Here is a 19,272-nt window from a genome sequence, read left to right on the forward strand (position 1 = left end):
GACCAGAATCATGTCGTCCTTGTTCATGCCTGTTCCCTTCGTCGGGGTCGTCGCTGACCCCCACCCTAGATCGACAAGGTTCTCTACTAGAGAAAACTAGCTTCTCTAAACGCGAGAATCAATGTCCGTAAACCGCCGCAGGGCCACCAGGCAGCGCCGTTGTACTCCGGCCGGCACCGCCGTGACCGGCGCGTCTGACCAGGGGGATTGACCTTCTGGGGTAAAGATGGAAATCTATTAGCCAAATATGAGAACCTGATTCTCGCGAGCGAGAGGAAGCTATCGGTGCGAGTTCTGCCGCTGCCTGCCGATCAGTGGGATGACGCGGTCGACCATGCCCTGTCCAGCATCCCCGCCGACCGGCGCACTCCCGAGCAGACGGGCAACCTGCTGGCCACCCTCGTGCGCCACCCGAAGCTGACGCGGGCATTCCTTCGCTTCAACAACCACCTGCTGTACTCCTCCACGTTGCCCGAACGGCTGCGCGAACTGGCGGTGTTGCGCGTCGCGCATCGGCGCCGCTGTGAGTACGAATGGCGCCACCACGTGCGCATGGGCCTCGACGCCGGGTTGACCGAGGACGTCATCGCCGGAATCGAGCGCGGCGAGGCCGTCGACGAACTGGACCGTGCCGTGCTGTGCGCTGTCGACGAACTCGAGGACGCATCGGAGATCTCCGATGCCACCTGGACAACGTTGTCCGAGCATCTCGACGAGCGTCAACGCATGGATCTCGTCTTCACCATCGGCTGCTATGGCGCACTCGCCATGGCCATCAACACTTTCGGAGTGGTACCCGACTCCGAAAATCTCGCAGAGAGGTAATCACCATGGCATTTTTTCCCAAACCTGCCGAGGGCAGCTGGACCGAGCATTGGCCCGAGCTCGGCACAGGGCCGGTGGATTACACCGACTCGATCGATCCCGAGCATTGGAAGCTCGAACAGCAGGCGATCTTCCGGAAATGCTGGCTGAACGTCGGCCGGGTCGAGCGGCTCCCCAAGAAGGGCAGCTACTTCACCAAGGAGATGCCGTCCGCCGGTAAGGGCACGTCGGTGATCGTCGTCAAGGGCACCGACAACGAGGTCCGCGCCTTCCACAACATGTGCCGCCACCGCGGAAACAAGTTGGTGTGGAACGACTATCCCGGCCAGGAGGTGTCGGGCACCTGCCGCCAGTTCACCTGCAAGTACCACGCGTGGCGCTACAGCCTCAAGGGAGACCTCACCTTCATCCAGCAGGAGGACGAGTTCTTCGACGTCGACAAGGCCGACTACGGCTTGGTGCCGGTGCGTTGCGAGGTGTGGGAAGGCTTCATCTTCATCAACTTCGACGACGATGCCGAACCGTTGACCGACTACCTCGGCGACTTCGCGAAGGGCCTGGAGGGCTATCCCTTCCACGAGATGACCGAAACCTATTCCTACCGCGCCGAAGTCAACGCGAACTGGAAGCTGTTCATCGACGCGTTCGTCGAGTTCTACCACGCACCGGTGCTGCACATGAAGCAGGCGGTCAAGGAAGAGGCGGATAAGCTGGCCAGCTTCGGCTTCGAGGCGCTGCACTACGACATCAAGGGCAGGCACTCGATGATCTCGTCGTGGGGCGGGATGAGCCCCCCGAAGGACCCGAACATGGTCAAGCCGATCGAACGGGTGCTGCACAGCGGGCTGTTCGGCCCGTGGGACCGGCCCAACATCGAGGGCATCCTGCCCGACGAGTTGCCACCGGCGGTCAACCCGTCGCGCCACCATGCCTGGGGCCAGGACTCGTTCGAGTTCTTCCCGAACTTCACGCTGCTGCTGTGGGCGCCGGGTTGGTACCTCACCTACCACTACTGGCCCACCGACGTCGACAAGCACATCTTCGAGTGCACGCTGTACTTCGTGCCCGCCACCAACACTCGGGAGCGGCTAGCCCATGAGCTCGCGGCGGTGACGTTCAAGGAGTACGCCTTCCAGGACGCCAACACCCTCGAGGCCACCCAGACGATGATCAACACCGGTGTGGTCAAGGATTTCCTGTTGTGCGACCAAGAAGTCCTGCTGCGCCATCTGCACAAGACGGCGTGGGATCACGTCAACGCCTACAAGAAGGAAAAGGGTCTCACCGACGGTTCCGGCAATGGAAAAACCGCGACGTCGGCCGGTTCAAAGGATGCGATCAATGCCTAAGTTGCCCGAAGAGTTCGCCGACCTCGAGCGGTTCACCGACTGGTGCCTGCCCACCGAGGAAGAGCGCTACCAGAAGCGGCTGTCCTCGACCATGGAGGAAATGCAGGAGTTCTACGACAATGCGTTTCCCCGCCTGGAGGCCGTCATGGAATACTGCGACGCCAGGTTCCCCTTGGACGGAATGCCCGACGACGCAAAGGCGCTCATCCACATGATGCAGTCACTGGTCAACGTGTCGTTCCCGATCGAGGTGTGGAAGCAGCCGCGTGTGCTCGACAGCGGCGCCACCTACATCACCTGCATCAAGGAGCCGGTGGTCTAAGTTGTGCTGACCCTCAAAGCAGCAGGCCTGCTCGACGTCGACGCCGGCGAGATCGTTACGCCCGGGGTCGTCCGGGTCGACGACGGCCGCATCGTCGGTATCGGGGGCTCGGCCGACGAAACCGACGTCATCGATCTGGGCGACGCGGTCCTGCTGCCCGGCCTGATGGACATGGAGGTCAACCTGCTCATGGGCGGGCGGGGCGAAACCCCCGGTCTGTCCCAGGTGCAGGATGACCCGGCGACCCGGGTGCTGCGCGCGGTCGGCAACGCCCGCCGCACACTGCGTGCGGGCTTCACCACGGTGCGCAACCTCGGGTTGTTCGTGAAGACCGGCGGGTACCTGCTCGACGTCGCGCTGGGCAAGGCCATCGACGCAGGCTGGATCGAGGGACCCCGGGTGATCCCCGCCGGGCATGCCATCACCCCCACCGGTGGGCATCTCGACCCGACGATGTTCGCGGCCTTCATGCCCGGTGTGCTCGAGCTGACGATCGAGGAGGGCATCGCCAACGGGGTCGACGAGATCCGTAAAGCGGTGCGGTACCAGATCAAGCACGGTGCACAGCTGATCAAGGTGTGTTGTTCCGGCGGTGTGATGTCGTTGACCGGCGAGGCCGGGGCGCAACACTATTCGGATGAGGAACTGCGCGTCATCGTCGACGAAGCCCACCGCCGCGGGTTGCGCGTCGCCGCGCACACCCACGGCGCGGAGGCGGTCAAACACGCCGTCGCGTGCGGTATCGACTGCATCGAACACGGCTTCCTGATGGACGACGAAGCCATCCAGATGCTCGTCGACAACGACCGCTTCCTGGTCTCGACCCGCAGGCTCGCCGAGGCGATGGATGTGTCTCGGGCACCGAAAGAACTACAGGACAAGGCCGCCGAGATGTTCCCGAAAGCCCGGACGTCGATCAAGGCGGCCTACGAGGCCGGGGCGAAGATCGCCGTCGGCACCGATGCTCCGGCGATCCCGCACGGCAAGAACGCCGACGAACTGGTGACGCTCGTCGAATGGGGTCTGCCCCCGGCGGCGGTGCTGCGCGCGGCGACCGTCGTGGCCGCGGATCTCATCAACAAGCCCAACCTGGGTCGTCTCGCCGAGGGCTACCTCGCCGACATCATTGCGGTGCCCGGCGATCCCCTTGCCGATATCGGCGTTACACGAGACGTCAACTTCGTAATGAAGGGCGGTAAGGTCTTCCGACATGACTGAGTCGAAGCGAATCGAGGATCTCGTCGAGATCCAGCAGCTGCTGGCCAAATACGCCGTCACCATCACCCAAGGTGACATCGAAGGCCTGATCTCGGTGTTCACCCCGGACGGCACATACAGCGCGTTCGGGTCGACCTACACGCTCAACCGCTTCCCCGAGCTCGTCGATGCCGCGCCCAAGGGCCTGTTCATGACCGGCACGTCGTTGGTCCACCTCGACGCCGACGACCCGGACAAGGCGAGCGGAACGCAGCCGCTGTGCTTCATCGAGCACTCCAAACACGACATGCGCATCGGCTACTACAATGACACCTATGTCCGCACCGAGAACGGCTGGCGGCTGAAAACCCGTGCCATGACGTTCATCCGGCGCAGCGGCGAACACGACTCCGGCCGCCCGCACGCCATCGGAAGGCCGGATCCCGACGTCGCCGCCGGAGCGGCTCCGGAAGCCCGATGACGGATAACCTTTTCGAGCCCAACGCATTCCGCACCGCCCTGCGCGAATGGCTCGAAGCCAACGCCCTGACGCCTCCGCCCGACGACGCCTCGCTGGATGCTCACCAGGCCCAGCATCTGCGGGTGCTCAAGGCGCTCTACGACGCCGGCTGGATGCGCTACGGCTGGCCCGAGTCGGCGGGTGGGCTCGGCGGCCCGGAGATCCTGCGCGCGATCGTCGGCGAGGAGATCGTCGGCCGCGGAATCGACCATCCCGGACCGTATTCCATGCTCGAGGTCCTGACCCCGACGATGATCGACTATGCGCGACCCGAACTGGCCGCCGAGATGGTGCCGAAGCTGCTGTCCGGCCAGGAGTCGTGGTGCCAGGGGTTCTCCGAACCCGGTTCGGGCAGCGACCTCGCGTCGCTGACCACGCGCGCCGTGCAGGACGGCGACAGGTGGATCATCAACGGGCAGAAGGTGTGGACCAGCTTCGCGCAGTACGCGACACGGTGTGTCCTGCTCACCCGCACCGGCGGGCCGGACACCCCCAACCATGAGGCCATCACGGCGTTCTTCGTCGATCTTGACACACCGGGTGTCACGGTTCGGCCGCTGCGCACCATGCACGACGTCGACGAGTTCTGCGAGGTGTACTTCGACGACGTCGCGGTGCCAGCGGACCGGATGCTCGGCCAGCAGGGCGACGGCTGGCGGCTGGCCATGGACCTGCTCCCCTACGAGCGCTCGACCTGCTTCTGGCAGCGCATCGCCTACCTGTACTCACGGTTCGACGCGTTGATCGGTGAGGTGAAACGCCAAGGCCAATCGGTCGATTCGGACCTCGGCGAGACTTACCTGGCCCTGCATACGCTGCGCTGCCGATCGCGGGCCACCCAGCACCGGCTGGCCGACGGGCACAAGCTCGGTGCAGAGACTTCGATCGACAAGGTGCTGTTGGCCGGCGCCGAACAGCAGCTCTACGACACGGCGCGCGATCTGTTGCCGGGCGTCATCGAACTCGACGACAACGAATGGCGCACCGAGTATCTCTATTCGCGGGCGGCCACCATCTACGGCGGCACCGCCGAGGTGCAGCGCAACATCATCGCCCGTCGCCTCCTGGACCTCGGTAAGGAGTGACCGTGGACAACGGCTTTGACGCCGAATCGCTGGGGATGCTCGAAGACACCCTGCGCAAGACGATGCTGTCGACGTCCGGTGCCGAGCTGGACACCGCGCTGGCCGAACTGGGCTGGGCGGACATGCTGGCCGAGATGCCTGACCTGGCGATCCCGCTGGTGTTCCGGCTGCTTGGCGAAACCGGTTCGCACGCTTCGGTTATCAACGACGTGCTGCTGGAGACGATCGGCGGCCTGCCGGGCGGCACCCCGCCGATGCCCTATGCGGGCGGCGGCTGGGTCGTGTGGGAACGCAGCGGGTCCGGCGACACCACGCTCGGCGAATTACCGCTACGCCGGGTTCCCGACGGCGAGCTGATGCGAATGGGCGAGGCGCGCAGGGCGGTGGGCTGGTGGTTGGTCGGCTCGGCGCGGGCCATGCTGACGCTGGCGCGCCAACATGCCATGGACCGCGTCCAGTTCGGCCGACCGGTCTCGTCGTTTCAGGCGATCCGGCATCGGCTGGCCGAGACACTGGTGGCCATCGAAGGTGCGGAGGCGACGCTTGCGCTGCCCGAGTCCGAAAGCCCGGATCTGACCGCGATGTTGGCCAAGGCCGCCGCGGGCAAGGCCGCGCTGACCGCGGCCCGACACTGTCAGCAGGTGCTCGGCGGGATCGGCTTCACCGCCGAGCACGACCTGCACCGGCACGTGAAGCGCGCGTTGGTGCTCGACGGGTTGCTCGGTAACTCAAAGGAACTCACCCGCAAGGTGGGGGCGGGATTGCGGGCCCGCGGCTCGGTGCCCCGCCTCGCACAACTCTAATTACCTGTCTAATTTCCCTGCGCGAGCGGGGAAGTTATTTGATGTTGGCCTTCATCTCGTCGAGGTTCACCAACACCGGCCACCCGCTCACGCTCAGCGCGTTGCCGTGTCCGGTCTGGTGGATGTCGAACACCGACTGGATCGCCGCATAGAACCCCTGCACATCGAGCGTCTGGTTGACCGCGCGCTTGGCCTGGCGCAACGCGAACGGCGGCATCTTGGCGATCTGTTCGGCCAGCGCCCTGGTCTCCGAATCGAGTTGGTCGCGGGGCACGACGCGGTTGACCATGCCGGTGGCGGCCACTTCCTCCGCGGTCATCGCCCGGCCCGTGAACAGAATCTCCTTCGCCTTGCGGGGTCCCAGTTCCCAGGTGTGGCCGTGGTATTCGACGCCACCGATGCCCATCAGCGCGACGGGGTCGGAGAACTGCGCGTCGTCGGAGGCGATGATCAGATCGCACGGCCAACACAGCAGCAGGCCACCGGAGATGCACCTACCCTGCACCGCGGCGATCGACGGTTTGGGTACGTTCCGCCAGCGCAGCGTGTACTCGAGGTAGCGTTTGGCTTCGTGCTGGATGATGAAGTCGAGGGTGATCTTGTCGGGCACCGGCCCGCCGCCGCGCAGATCGTGTCCGGCCGAGAAATGCTTCCCGTTGGCGCGCAGGAGAATCACCGAGACGTCGTTGTCCTCTGCGGCGCGGGTCCACGCCGCGTCGAGTTCGTCGAGCAGCTCGGGGTTCTGAGCGTTGGCCGCCTCCGGGCGGTTCAAGGTGATGGTCGCGATGCGGTCGGCGACCTCGTAGTCGATATACATGGTGAGTCCTTCTAGTTTCGGGGCAGTCCCAGCAGCCGCTGGGCGATGATGTTGCGTTGGATTTCGGAGGTTCCGCCGGCGATGGTGCCGCCGAACGAACGCACGTAGCGTTCGAACCAGCCGCACCGGTACGCGTCGAGGTGGTGTGCGCTGTACGGGCCGGACATGGTCGGGTGAGCCAGCCCGTCGACACCCGTTGCGTCCAGCGCGTATTCGGTGGCCAGTTGCGAAGCCTCCGAGCCCATGAGCTTGAGCACCGACAGCGCGGACGCGTCTTCGGCACCGCGAGCCGCGCGGGCCAGCGCAATCGAGCCGAGCAGGCGAAGCGCCAGATTGTCCATGACCAACGTCGCATACCGGTCGCGGTCCAGCGCGGAGGCGGGCCGGAAGTCCTCAGTCAGCTCGGCCAGCCGGTCGGCGTAGCTGAGCCACAACATATTCCGCTCATGCCCGAGCGAACCGCTGGCCACCCGCCAACCCTCGTTGAGAGGTCCGACGAGGTTCTCGGCGGGCACCCGCACGTCGTTGAAGAAGACCTCGTTGAAGTCCAGGTCGTTCTGGTCGCACACCGATGCGAACGGCCGTCGCACCACGCCCGGCAGATCGGTCGGGATCAGCAGCACGCTGATGCCTTTGTGTTTGGGCGCGTCGGCATCGGTGCGCACGAAGGTCAGCAGTACGTCTGCGTCGTGTGCGCCCGATGTCCACACCTTCTGCCCGTTGACCACGAAGTGGTCGCCCTCGTCGCCGGATACGAACTCGGCCCTGGTGCGCAGCGATGCGAGGTCGGATCCGGCGCCGGGCTCGCTCATCCCCAGCGAGGCGGTCATCTCGGCACGCAGGATCGGCACCGCCCAGCGGCGCTGTTGTTCCGGTGTGCCGAACGTGATCAGCGACGCGGACACGATCCCGACGCCCTGCGGGTTGAAGGTCAGGTAGACGCGTCGTCGCGCCAGCTCCTGCTGATGCACATACTGCTGCAACAGGGTGGCGTTACGACCGCCGAACTCGGGCGGATGACCGGGCAGCAACCAACCGTGGTCGAACATGAGACGCTGCCACTCGCGCGCCCAGGCGGGAACGTCGCTGCTGGAATGCGACCGTGCGAGAGCCTCCGCATCGCGCGGAAGGTTCTCGTCGAGGAACGCGTTGAACTCGGCGCGGAATGCCTCTACGTCAGCATCAAAGGTGAGCTGCACGGCACTCCCGGTGGATCAAATTTTTGGTAAGGCCTACTGTTATCAACAAAATGAGAATACTATTCTCATCGTGAGAAAGTTACAATCTCTGACACGTAGGCCGCGAGGGGGTCGAGGACCGCAATGGCAAGGCGTTCTCCGGTACAGTCAGTTCATGTTCTCCCAAATCGGCACGCATCTGAGCCGCCGGTGACCAGCCCGAGCGAGGAGCCGGCCTGGAAGCAACGTGCGGTCGAGCGATCGATCAAAACCGCCAAGCTGCGTGCTGCGCAGCGCGTGCAGCGTTTCCTGGACGCGGCGCAGGCGATCATCATCGAGAAGGGCAGCACCGACTTCACGGTGCAGGAAGTAGTCGACCGTTCGCGGCAGTCGCTGCGCAGCTTCTACCTGCAGTTCGACGGTAAGCATGAGTTGTTGCTCGCGCTGTTCGAGGATGCGCTGAGCCGCTCGGCCGATCAGATTCGGGCGGCCACCACCACCGAGGACGAGCCGATCGAGCGCCTGAAGGTCGCGGTCCAGCTTCTCTTCGAGTCGTCGCGACCCGATCCGACCGCCAAGCGCCCGCTGTTCACCGACTTCGCGCCGCGTCTTCTGGTCTCGCATCCGTCCGAAGTCAAAATCGCCCATGCACCGCTTCTCGCCCTGCTCACCGAGCTGATGGAAGAGGCCAGCGCCGCCGGCCAACTTCGTGAGGGCATCAACCCCAAGCGGATGGCCGCAATGACCATGCAGACCGTGATGTTCGTCGCGCAATCCAGCGGTGAGACCGACGACACAGGCGCCGTCAACCCCATCACCGCGGACGAGGTCTGGGACTTCTGCGCCCGCGGCTTCGCCGCCGAGTAGGCGGAGAATCACATTCTCGCGAGAACTATGTTCTCGCTGACGAGAAGCTGACTTACACTGGGCAGGTGCCCGATCTCTGGCCAGATCTGCTCGGCGGTCGCGATATCACCGGACACGATGCCGACGGCCGGATGCCAGCGCTGACGGCCTCTTCGCGGCGCCGTACGCGTAGGAATCACCCGGACGTTTCGGCACGTCGGTGCCGTGGCGAGAAGACCGTTCTGCTAAGCGGAGAGTATAAATCGCCAAAACCGGTCACGTTATTGACACCCTTCGGGGCGAATGCCAAAGTTGTGAGACAAAAGTCAGCCCCATGTCTTATCTGACCCTGGTCCAGCGAGAGGCGACCCGTGACGATCAGCGCTGAAAATCCCGGCGTACAACCCGCCGCGACAGACGACGAGTTGTACTACGACCCCTACAACATCGACATCAACATGAACCCGTACGCGGTGTTCGCCCGCCTTCGCGAGGAGGCACCGCTGTACTACAACGACAAGCACGACTTCTACGCGCTGAGCCGCTTCGAAGATGTCAACAAGGGCGTCATCGACCACGAGACGTTCATCTCCGGGCGCGGCGCGCTGCTCGAGATCATCAAGTCCGGGATGGAGATTCCGCCCGGCACACTGATTTTCGAAGATCCACCGATCCACAACATCCACCGCAACCTGCTGTCGCGGGTGTTCACCCCGCGCAAGGTGCAGGCGCTGGAACCGCAGATCCGCGAGTTCACCGCACGCTGTCTCGATCCGCTGGTCGGCACGGGCCGGTTCGACTTCGTCAACGATCTCGGCGAGCAGATGCCCATGCGTGTCATCGGCATGCTTCTGGGCATCCCCGAAGAAGACCAGCGTCGCGTCACCGAACACGGTGAAGCGACCCTGCAGAGCGACAACGTCGACCTGCTGGCCACCGGCGAGGTGTTCGCCGAGTTCATCGACTACCGCACCAAACATCCCTCCGACGACATCATGACCGACCTGCTCAACGTCGAGTTCGAAGACGAAACCGGCACCGTACGCAAGCTGGGCCGCGAAGAGCTGCTGATGTACCTGACCGTCATCGCCACCGCCGGCAGCGAGACGACGACGCGGCTGATCGGTTGGGCCGGAAAGACACTCGCCGATTACCCCGACCAGCGCGCCGAGCTGGTGGCCAACCCCAACCTGATCCCGCAGGCGATCGAGGAAATCCTGCGCTGGGAGCCGCCCGCCCTGCAGATGGCCCGCTACGTCACCCGCGACGTGCAGTACTACGGGCAGACAGTCCCCGAAGGGTCGGCGATGCTGATGCTGGTGGGGGCCGCCAACCGCGACCACCGCCGCTTCCCGCCCGACGGCGACGTCTTCGATATTCACCGGGAACAGCGCTCGCACATGACGTTCGGCGCGGGCACCCACTTCTGCATGGGCAATGCGCTCGCACGCTTGGAGGGCCGGATCGCCCTCGAGGAGATCCTCAAACGGTTCCCGGCGTGGGAGGTCGACTGGCCGAACGCGCGTCCATCGGAGACCACGGCCGTTCGCGGCTGGGAATCCATGCCCACCTTCGTCACCGAGGCGTGAGCACCACCAACACCCAACAACACCAAAGGATTTGAACAGTATGGCAGGACGTCTAGAAGGCAAGGTCGCGTTCATCACCGGCGCCGCGCGCGGTCAGGGCCGCGCCCACGCCGTGCGGATGGCCCAGGAGGGCGCCGACATCATCGCCGTGGACATCTGCAAGAAGATCGACACGGTCGACCTGATCGAGGCCTCCACCCCGGAGGATCTGGCCGAAACCGCCGATCTGGTCAAGGGTTACAACCGCCGCATCTACACGGCCGAGGTTGACGTGCGCGACTACGACGCGCTCAAGGCTGCGGTCGACACCGGCGTGGAGCAACTGGGCCGGCTCGACATCATCGTGGCCAACGCCGGCATCGGCAACGGCGGCCAGACGCTGGACAAGACCAGCGAAACAGACTGGACGGCGATGATCGACATCAACCTCGGCGGGGTGTGGAAGACCGTCAAGGCGGGTGTGCCACACATTCTCGAAGGCGGCCGCGGCGGTTCGATCATCCTCACCAGCTCGGTCGGCGGCCTGAAGGCCTACCCGCACACGGGCCACTACGTCGCCGCCAAACACGGTGTGGTGGGCCTGATGCGGACGTTCGCCGTCGAACTCGGCGCCCAGAACATCCGCGTCAACTCGGTGCACCCCACCAACGTCAACACCCCGCTGTTCATGAACGACGGCACCATGAGGCTGTTCCGGCCCGATTTGGAGAACCCGGGCCCCGAGGACATGAAGGTCGTCGGCCAGATGATGCACACGCTGCCGATCGGCTGGGTGGAGCCCGAGGACATCGCCAACGCGGTGCTGTTCCTGGCCTCGGACGAGGCGCGCTTCGTCACCGGTGTGACGCTGCCGGTCGACGGCGGCAGCTGCCTGAAGTAAGGCAGGCGACGTGACTGTCGCGGAGCTGTCGCTGCCGCGGGAATGGGAAGAGATCACCCCGGATTGGATGACGGCGGCACTTGCACGTGACCATCCGGGGGTAGTGGTCGACACGGTGACGGTGGCGCTTCGCGACGACGGCACCAACCGGCGCGCCCGGTTGGCCCTGACGTACGCGGCGGGCAGCGGGCCGGCGACGGTGTTCGCCAAGGCGGTCGACCCCGAGCACGCCGACCTGGTGGCGCTGACCAGCGGGCTGTATCACGAACCGCGGCTGTTCATGTCGGGTGTCGCGTTGCCGTTGGATCATCCGGCGGTCTACGCGGCGCTCATCGACGAGGACGCCAGGAACTTCCTGCTCATCATGGAGGACGTCGTCGCCCGCGGCGCCGATCCCCGCGACTCGACGCGGCCGATGACGGTCGAGCAGGTGGCCAGCGGAGTGCGTGGGCTGGCGCGCATGCACAGCCGGTTCTGGGGTGAGCGCTTGGCGAGCGAACCGGCACTGGGCTGGCTCGAGCCGTTCGTCGCGTTCGAAGGGCTCGAGCACGCGCCGCTGCACATCGCCCATGAGCGGTTGGGCGACAGCGTTCCCGCCGAGATCCCCGCGCTGAGCGGAACCGAACTGTTCGTCGACATCTGGGCGCGCTACATCGGGACGCTGACCAGCTCGCCACAGACTCTGCTGCACGGCGATCCGCACATCGGCAACACCTACGTGCTGCCCGATGACGAGGTCGGATTCCTGGACTGGCAGATGGCGCGGCGCGGCAACTGGTCCCTCGACGTCGGCTACTTCCTGCAGGGCGCGTTGACGATCGATGACCGCAGACGCGCCGAGCGGGACCTGCTCACCGAGTACCGCGACGCGCTGACACTGCCCGCCGACGAGAAGCCGACGGCAGAGGAGGTGTGGCTGCGCTACCGGGCGTCCGTCGCGCACGGGCTGGCGATCTGGATGGCGACGCTGTCAGGCGGCGATGCCTGGCAAGGTGCCGATATCTGCCTGGCGTTGGCCCAGCGCTACTCCGCGGCGTTCCTCGACCTCGACACCCGCGCTGCCCTCGACGCGATCGCCTAGCAGCCAGTCGTTTACCGAAAGCCCGCGATCATGATGGTCGGGGTGGTTCGATGGAGCCCTCGGCGTACTCGTCCGAAGGGCTGGGATGTGAAGCGACTCAATGGCATGGACGCCATGCTGCTGTACACCGAGACGCCGACCCTGCACACACACACGCTGAAGGTGGCGATCATCGACGCCGCGGGCTACCGGACCGAACACGGCTCGGAGTTCACCTTCGAGGTGTTCCGCCGTACCGTCGCGCGACGGCTGCATCTGCTGGATCCGCTGCGCTACCAACTGGTCGACATCCCGTGGAAGCTGCACCACCCGATGTGGCTGGAGAACTGTCCGGTCGACCTCGACTACCACCTGCGCCGCGTTCAGGTGCCCAGCCCAGGCGGCCGCCGTGAACTCGACGAGGTGATCGGTCACATCGCGAGCACACCGCTGGACCGCAGCCGTCCGCTGTGGGAGTTCCACTTCGCCGAGGGGATGGCCGACGACCGGTTCGCGTTGATCGGCAAGGTGCACCATGCGTTGGCCGACGGTGTCGCCTCGGCGAACCTTCTTGCGCGCCTGATGGACCTGTCGGGTTCGGCACGTGACGAACACGACGGCTACACCGCGTGCGAGCCGCCGTCGAAGGCCAATCTGTTGCGGGCGGCAGGCCGTGACCACGTTCAGCGCGTCGCCGGGCTGCCTGCGCTGGTGCGTGATGCGGTACGCGGTGTGGCGCGGTTGCGTCGGCGGCCGCGGCCGCCGACGGCACAGCACGAGACGGCCAAGCTGTTCAAGACACCGTCGACATTTCTCAACCACGTCGTCTCCCCCACCCGCGCCTTCGCGACGGCGTCCCTTGCGCTAGCCGAGGTCAAAGAGACCGCCAAACAGCTGAACGTGACGTTCAACGACATCGTGCTCGCCACCGCGGCCGGTGGTTTGCGTGAGCTGCTGCTGCGCTACGACGGACGAGCCGACCGTCCGATCCTGGCGTCGGTTCCGGTCTCCACCGACCGCTCCGCGGATCGGGTCACCGGCAACGAGATCAGCGGGCTGACCGTATCGCTGCCCGTGCACATCGACGATCCGCTCGAGCGGGTCCGGTTGACGGCGCTGACCACCTCCAACGCCAAGGAGGTCCACGACCTTCTCGGGCCACGGCTGCAGGGCCAGGCGATGGAGTATCTGCCGCCGCCGTTGACACCGGCGTTGTTCCGGTGGCGATCCAAACGCGCCGCACACAACAGGGTCATGAACGTCGCGATCTCCAGCGTGCCCGGACCTCGTGAGCACGGCCATATCGGCGGCGCCCGCGTCAGCGAGATCTACTCCGTAGGCGTGCTTTCCGCCGGCAGTGCCTTCAACATGACCGTCTGGAGCTACGTCGACCAGGTCGACATCGCCGTGCTCTCCGACGATCAGACCTTCGACGATGTGCACGAGGCGACCGACGCGATGATCCACAGTTTCACCGAGATCCGGCTAGCCGCCGGACTGAAAGCCCCGATCACCGTCGCCACGGCAATGCCGCCGGCCACCGCGTCCGGTTAGGTCACCAGGTCCAGCAGGTCGTTGCGCAGGATCTTGCCGGTGCTGCCGCGCGGTAGTTCCTCGAGAACCCGGATCTCGCGCGGCACTTTGTAATTGGCGAGGTTCTCCCGCACATACTGCTTGAGGTCGTCGGCGGTGACGGTGGCTGAGCGCCCCAGGACGACGAAGGCTGCCAGGCGCTGACCGTACTGCTCGTCGTCGACGCCCAGCACGGTCACCTCGCCCACCTGCGGGTGCGCGGCCAGCACGTTCTCCACCTCGATCGGGTAGACGTTCTCCCCGCCGGACACGATCATCTCGTCGTCGCGGCCCACCACGAACAACCGGCCGGCGTCGTCGAGGTAACCCATGTCTCCCGAGGCCATGAAGCCATCGTGGAAGTCCTTGGTGCTGCCGGAGGTGTAGCCGTCGAACAATGTGCCGCTGCGTACGAAGATCTGACCCGTCTCCCCGGCGGGAAGTTCGTTGAATTCAGCGTCGTAGATGCGGATCTCGGTGCCGTCGGCGGGGGTCCCGGCCGTGTCGGGAGCCGCTCGCAGGTCGGACGGCGTCGCGGTGGCGATCATGCCCGCTTCGGTGGCGTTGTAGTTGTTGTAGATCACATCGCCGAACCGGTCCATGAATTTGATCACCACATCGGGTCGCATCCGCGAACCTGACGCCGTCGCGAAGCGAAGTGACTTGCCGCTGTAGCGGTTCAACACCTCGTCAGGCAGATCCATGATCCGGTCGAACATCACCGGCACCACCGCCAGACCGGTCGCCTTGTACCGGTCGACCAGCTCCAGCGTGGCCTCGGGGTCGAACTTGCGGCGGGTGACGATCGTGCATCCCAGCAGCGCGGCGAACAACAGCTGCGAGAAGCCCCACGCGTGAAACATCGGCGCGACGATGACGGTCGCCTCCTCGGCGCGCCACGGCGTTCGGTCCAGCACCGCCTTGAGATCGCCTGCGCCGCCACTGCCTTGACCGCGTTTGGCGCCCTTCGGGGTTCCCGTGGTGCCCGACGTCAGCAGGATGATGTCGCTGTTACGTTCGGTGGCGGCGGGTCGCTTGCCGAGATTGGACTCGATGAGCTGATCGAGGGTCAGCCCGTCCGTAGCTTCGTCGGTCCAGGCGAGGATCCGCGTCGCGTCGGGTTTGTCGGCCATGGCACGGTCGACGATCTCGGCGAACTCCTCGTCGAAGACGATGACGTCGGCGCCTTCACGTTCGATCACCTGCGCCAACGCCGGCCCGGCGAAGGACGTGTTCAACAGCAACACGTCGGCGCCGATCCGGTTGGCCGCCACCAACGCCTCGATGAACCCGCGGTGGTTGCGACACATCAGCGCAATGGATTTCGGGGCGACGCCGGGCAGTTCCTGAAGCCCGGCTGCCACCGCGTCACACCGGTCGTCGAGTTGACGCCACGTCAGCGTGCCGCGTTCGTCGACCAAACCGGCACGGTCGGGGCAACGCTGCGCCGCCACGGCGAAGCCGACCGTCGCGGTTACGCCCACGCGACGCATCGCCGCGCCCATGCGCACGTACTTGTCGGGGCGCATCGGTGCGATCAACCGAGCCCGCCACAGGGTCTGCAGAAGTCCAAAACTGTCGGCCATGGTGCTCATCCCAGCACCGGGAAGCGACGCTCGGCAGCCAGTTCGTCCAACGCCGCCTGCATGACCGCTCGAACGTGCAGGTCGACGGCTTCGATGTTGGGATCCTCGCCGAACTCCGCGGTGACATCGATCGGGTCGAGCACGCGGGTGACGATCTTGGCGGGCAGCGGCAGGTTCGGCGGGAAGAACACCGACACCCCGAACGGGAAGCCGAAACTGATCGGCAGGATCTCGGCGCGTAAGCGCTTGAGTCCGATGCGCCGAGCGATCGAGTCGCCACGTGCGAGGAACAGTTGTGTCTCCTGGGCGCCGATCGACACCATGGGCACGATCGGAACTCCGGCCTCGACAGCGGACCGGACGTATCCTGTGCGGCCGGCGAAGTCGATCACGTTCTCGGTGAACGTCGGCCGGTAGGAGTCGTAGTCGCCGCCGGGGAACACCAGCACCACCGCGCCCTCCCGCAACGCCTTCGCCGCGTTTTCCCGGTTGGCGCCGATGACGCCGGCGCGACGCAGCAGCGTGCCGACGGGTCCGACGAAGATCGCGTCATGCCCGAGCGTATAGACGGGCCGATCGAAGCCGAACTTCTCGTAGAAGGCCGGCGCGAAGACAAGCACGTCGGGGGTGAGCATGCCGCCCGAGTGGTTGGACACCAGAAGCGCTCCGCCCGCGGCCGGGATGGCGTCCAGGTCGCGGACCTCCGCACGGAAATAGCGCCTGATGACCGGACCGACCCAGTCGGTGATGCGCCGGGTCAACTCCGGATCCCACTTGGCGACCTCTGGTCTGCCCGTCCCGCTACTGGTCATGTCCTTTAGTTCCGCTTCTCGAGCCAACCCAAACCTAACCGAACCTGCGGATATGTTACTCTCCGAAAAAGAGAACGCTATAACCCTGGGGGATTCGATGTCCGACCCGGTGCTCGTCACAGGCGCGTTCGGCCTTGTCGGAACCGCAACGGTGCGACGGCTGGCCGAACTGGGCCGGCGCGTGGTGGCCACCGACCTGGACACCCCCGCCAACCGCAAGGCGATCTCGAGGCTGCCCCGCGGTGTCGAAGTGCGTTGGGCCGACCTGACGGACCGCGAGCAGGCCGGCCGGCTCGTCGCCGACGTCGCACCCGCGGCGATCATCCATCTCGCAGCGGTCATTCCGCCCGCGATCTATCGCAACGCCAGACTCGCGCGGCGCGTCAACGTCGATGCCACCGCGACGCTGGTCCAGATCGCGGAGTCCCAACCTACCCCGCCGCGATGGGTGCAGGCGTCGAGCAACGCGGTCTTCGGCTCGCGCAACCCTCACCGCTCCGGCGAGCCGGCCCGGGCCGACATGCCGATGAAGGCGTCCGACCTCTACAGCGCGCACAAGATCGAAGCCGAGCAGATCGTCCGCGCATCGAGCCTGCAATGGGTGGTGTTGCGGCTGGGCGGGGTGCTCACTGCCGATCCGTCGGCGATGGCGTTCTCCACCGACGCACTGTATTTCGAAAGCCTGCTGCCCACCGACGGCAAGCTGCACAGCGTTGATGTTCGCGATGTCGCCTGGGCGTTCGCCGCGGCGACGACGGCGGATGCCGTCGGCGAAATCCTGTTGGTCGCCGGTGACGACTCGCACCTGATCAGACAGGGCGAGGTCGGACCGGCGCTGGCGGCTGCGCGCGGGCTCAAAGGTGGGTTGCCGCCGGGCCGTCCCGGCGATCCCGACAGCGACGACGACTGGTTCGTCACCGACTGGATGGATACCCGTCGGGCGCAGGAAGCGCTGGGATTCCAGCATTACTCGTGGGACGACATGGTCGGTGAGATGCGCGCGAACGCGGGCTGGACCCGTTACCTGCTGCGCCCGCTCGCTCCCCTGGTCCGGATGATCCTGGCGCGCCGCGGCGCCTACTGGAAACAGCCGGGCCGCTATGCCGACCCGTGGGGAGCCATCCGTCGCAAGTTAGGCGAACCAGGCCCCGACAAGCCGTAGGGTGCGCACCGTGGACAACTTGGACGGCCGCGCAACGGTCATCACCGGCGGCGCCAGCGGCATCGGTTTCGCCACTGCACGAGAATTCGCCCGCCGCGGCGCCCGCATCATGCTCGCCGACATCGACCAGAGCGCGCTCGACGATGCGGTGGCGACCCTGCGCGGTGATGGCGTCGACGCCCACGGCGTGCTGTGCGACGTGCGCAAGCTCGACGACGTCACCCGGCTGGCCGACGGGGCGTTCGGGATGTTCGGTGAAGTGCACGTGGTGTTCAACAACGCCGGCATCGCCTACGCCGGCCCGATAGCGCAAGCGAGCCACGATGATTGGCGCTTCGTCATCGATGTCGACCTGTGGGGGCCGATCCACGGCGTCGAAGCGTTTCTGCCGCGGCTGATCGCACAGAAGGCCGACAGCCACATCGCGTTCACTTCGTCATTTGCCGGTCTGATCCCCAATGTCGGGCTCGGCCCGTACTGCGTGGCGAAATATGGTGTCGTCGCGCTGGCCGAAACACTTTCGCGTGAGGTGCGCGCCGACGGCATCGGCGTCACCGTGTTGTGTCCGATGATCGTCGACACCAACCTGCTCGCCAACACCGAGCGGGTCCGCAGCGACGACTACGGTCCGGCCACCCCCTCGCCCGCCGACACGGTGCAGCAGCTGGCGCCGAACCCGGCCGACGACTCGGTGCTCGACGTCGACGAGGTGGCTCGGCTCACCGTCGACGCGATCCTGGCCAACCGGCTTTATGTGCTGCCGCACAGCGCGGCGCGCGGATCCATCCGGCGCCGCTTCGAACGCATCGACCGGGCTTTCGACGAGCAAGCGGCCGAGGGCTGGGCTCACTGAGCCGGCGGCCCCAGCGTCGGTCTGCCGGTCTGCGGGTGGTGGTACCAGCCGCCCGCCGCGTGCGTTCCGCCGTCGACGTGGATGGTCTGCCCGGTGATGTAGCCGGCCATATCGGAGGCGAGAAACACTGCTGCGCTGGCGATCTCGTCGACATCTCCGACGCGGCGCATGGGGATCCCCGGGGCGTCGGCGTCGGGCTGAAATGTCCCGCCCGACAACTGCATCAGCCCTTCGGTCATCGTCAGGTCGGGGGCGAGCGCGTTGACCCGGATGCCGTGAGCCGCCAGTTCGAAGGCGGCGGTCTGGGTGTAGTTGATGACGCCGGCCTTGGCGGCGGCGTAGGCGGCGTAGCCGGGTGCGGCGCGCACGCCCTCGATCGACGTCACGTTGATGATGCTGCCGGGCCGGCGGGCGTCGACCAGGCGTCGCGCAACCCGCTGCGTGCACAGCAGGACGTGGCGCAAGTTGCTCTTGTACAGGGCATCCCAGCCGTTCTCGGTGGTGTCGAGCAGCGGTGAGAAGAATGTGCCGCCGGCGTTGTTGACCAGGATCGACACCTCGCCCAGTTCGGCCACGGTGCGATCCAACGCGATGTCGACCTGCGCGCTGTCGCGTACATCGGTGGTGATACCCAGCGCGCCAATGCTTTTGGCTGTGGCGGTGCAGGTGTCGGGGTCGCGCTCCCAGATGGCCACCGACGCGCCGAACGCCGCCAGGCCTTCGGCGACTCCTTTGCCGATGCCCGCACCGCCACCGGTGACGACCGCGACGCGGCCGGTCAGCAGGATGTCGGCGGGATCGATGGCCACGGCGTCG

General features: G+C 65.8%; 19 protein-coding genes. 14 read left to right on the forward strand and 5 right to left on the reverse strand.

Going from position 1 to position 19,272, the window contains the following annotated elements; translation table 11 throughout:
- Positions 1–285: 285 nt before the first annotated feature.
- The 7 genes from ABQE93_RS24980 to ABQE93_RS25010 are packed head-to-tail and all read left to right on the forward strand — an operon-like array spanning position 286 to position 6,101.
- On the forward strand, positions 286–825 hold the full coding sequence (locus tag ABQE93_RS24980) for a carboxymuconolactone decarboxylase family protein (RefSeq protein ID WP_448411428.1): 540 nt from the start codon (positions 286–288) through the stop codon (positions 823–825).
- Positions 826–830: 5 nt separating this feature from the next.
- Positions 831–2,174, forward strand: a complete 1,344-nt coding sequence (locus ABQE93_RS24985; protein WP_448411430.1) for an aromatic ring-hydroxylating oxygenase subunit alpha — start codon at positions 831–833, stop codon at positions 2,172–2,174.
- Positions 2,167–2,496 (forward strand): hypothetical protein, encoded by a 330-nt coding sequence (locus ABQE93_RS24990; RefSeq protein ID WP_448411432.1) that lies wholly within the window; start codon positions 2,167–2,169, stop codon positions 2,494–2,496. The genes ABQE93_RS24985 and ABQE93_RS24990 overlap by 8 nt, the downstream gene beginning before the upstream one ends.
- Before the next feature lie 3 nt (positions 2,497–2,499).
- Positions 2,500–3,714 (forward strand): metal-dependent hydrolase family protein, encoded by a 1,215-nt coding sequence (locus tag ABQE93_RS24995; RefSeq protein ID WP_448411434.1) that lies wholly within the window; start codon positions 2,500–2,502, stop codon positions 3,712–3,714.
- Positions 3,707–4,174, forward strand: a complete 468-nt coding sequence (locus ABQE93_RS25000) for a nuclear transport factor 2 family protein (RefSeq protein ID WP_448411436.1) — start codon at positions 3,707–3,709, stop codon at positions 4,172–4,174. The genes ABQE93_RS24995 and ABQE93_RS25000 overlap by 8 nt, the downstream gene beginning before the upstream one ends.
- On the forward strand, positions 4,171–5,298 hold the full coding sequence (locus tag ABQE93_RS25005; protein WP_448411437.1) for an acyl-CoA dehydrogenase family protein: 1,128 nt from the start codon (positions 4,171–4,173) through the stop codon (positions 5,296–5,298). The genes ABQE93_RS25000 and ABQE93_RS25005 overlap by 4 nt, the downstream gene beginning before the upstream one ends.
- A gap of 35 nt (positions 5,299–5,333) precedes the next feature.
- Positions 5,334–6,101 carry an acyl-CoA dehydrogenase family protein gene (locus ABQE93_RS25010; RefSeq protein ID WP_448411630.1) on the forward strand — a complete coding sequence of 256 codons (768 nt, stop codon included), beginning with the start codon at positions 5,334–5,336 and terminating at the stop codon, positions 6,099–6,101.
- A gap of 34 nt (positions 6,102–6,135) precedes the next feature.
- Here the strand turns inward: ABQE93_RS25010 and ABQE93_RS25015 are convergent, their stop codons facing one another.
- Complete coding sequence (locus ABQE93_RS25015; protein WP_448411439.1) at positions 6,136–6,918, reverse strand: enoyl-CoA hydratase; 783 nt, start codon at positions 6,916–6,918, stop codon at positions 6,136–6,138.
- Between the two features lie 11 nt (positions 6,919–6,929).
- The gene (locus ABQE93_RS25020; RefSeq protein WP_448411440.1) at positions 6,930–8,117 is read right to left on the reverse strand and encodes an acyl-CoA dehydrogenase family protein; all 1,188 of its coding nucleotides are present in this window, start codon (positions 8,115–8,117) and stop codon (positions 6,930–6,932) included.
- Between the two features lie 123 nt (positions 8,118–8,240).
- On the opposite strand from ABQE93_RS25020, the gene ABQE93_RS25025 reads away from it, so the two are divergent.
- From ABQE93_RS25025 to ABQE93_RS25045, 5 genes are all read left to right on the forward strand, one after another.
- A complete protein-coding gene (locus ABQE93_RS25025) occupies positions 8,241–8,963 on the forward strand; it encodes a TetR/AcrR family transcriptional regulator (RefSeq protein ID WP_448411442.1) in 723 nt (240 codons plus the stop codon).
- A gap of 437 nt (positions 8,964–9,400) precedes the next feature.
- Entirely contained in the window at positions 9,401–10,531 is a 1,131-nt protein-coding gene (locus tag ABQE93_RS25030; protein WP_448411632.1) for a cytochrome P450, read from the forward strand.
- A gap of 40 nt (positions 10,532–10,571) precedes the next feature.
- A complete protein-coding gene (locus ABQE93_RS25035; RefSeq protein ID WP_448411444.1) occupies positions 10,572–11,411 on the forward strand; it encodes a mycofactocin-coupled SDR family oxidoreductase in 840 nt (279 codons plus the stop codon).
- Between the two features lie 10 nt (positions 11,412–11,421).
- Positions 11,422–12,492: a phosphotransferase gene (locus ABQE93_RS25040; RefSeq protein WP_448411446.1), complete on the forward strand. Its 1,071-nt coding sequence runs from the start codon at positions 11,422–11,424 to the stop codon at positions 12,490–12,492.
- A gap of 87 nt (positions 12,493–12,579) precedes the next feature.
- Entirely contained in the window at positions 12,580–14,025 is a 1,446-nt protein-coding gene (locus ABQE93_RS25045; protein WP_448411448.1) for a WS/DGAT/MGAT family O-acyltransferase, read from the forward strand.
- Here ABQE93_RS25045 and fadD12 read toward each other — a convergent pair.
- Entirely contained in the window at positions 14,022–15,629 is a 1,608-nt protein-coding gene (fadD12, locus tag ABQE93_RS25050) for an acyl-CoA ligase FadD12 (protein WP_448411450.1), read from the reverse strand. The genes ABQE93_RS25045 and fadD12 overlap by 4 nt on opposite strands.
- 5 nt (positions 15,630–15,634) lie before the next feature.
- Complete coding sequence (locus ABQE93_RS25055; protein ID WP_448411452.1) at positions 15,635–16,441, reverse strand: lysophospholipid acyltransferase family protein; 807 nt, start codon at positions 16,439–16,441, stop codon at positions 15,635–15,637.
- Between the two features lie 97 nt (positions 16,442–16,538).
- Here ABQE93_RS25055 and ABQE93_RS25060 point away from each other — a divergent pair, with 97 nt between their 5' ends.
- Positions 16,539–17,603 (forward strand): NAD-dependent epimerase/dehydratase family protein, encoded by a 1,065-nt coding sequence (locus tag ABQE93_RS25060; RefSeq protein WP_448411454.1) that lies wholly within the window; start codon positions 16,539–16,541, stop codon positions 17,601–17,603.
- A gap of 10 nt (positions 17,604–17,613) precedes the next feature.
- Positions 17,614–18,456: an SDR family NAD(P)-dependent oxidoreductase gene (locus tag ABQE93_RS25065; RefSeq protein ID WP_448411456.1), complete on the forward strand. Its 843-nt coding sequence runs from the start codon at positions 17,614–17,616 to the stop codon at positions 18,454–18,456.
- On the opposite strand, the gene ABQE93_RS25070 is transcribed toward ABQE93_RS25065, so the two are convergent.
- Complete coding sequence (locus ABQE93_RS25070; protein WP_448411458.1) at positions 18,450–19,265, reverse strand: SDR family NAD(P)-dependent oxidoreductase; 816 nt, start codon at positions 19,263–19,265, stop codon at positions 18,450–18,452. The two genes, ABQE93_RS25065 and ABQE93_RS25070, sit on opposite strands and share 7 nt — an antisense overlap.
- Positions 19,266–19,272 lie beyond the last annotated feature (7 nt).

The sequence above is a fragment of the Mycolicibacterium sp. XJ662 genome, from assembly GCF_053484035.1.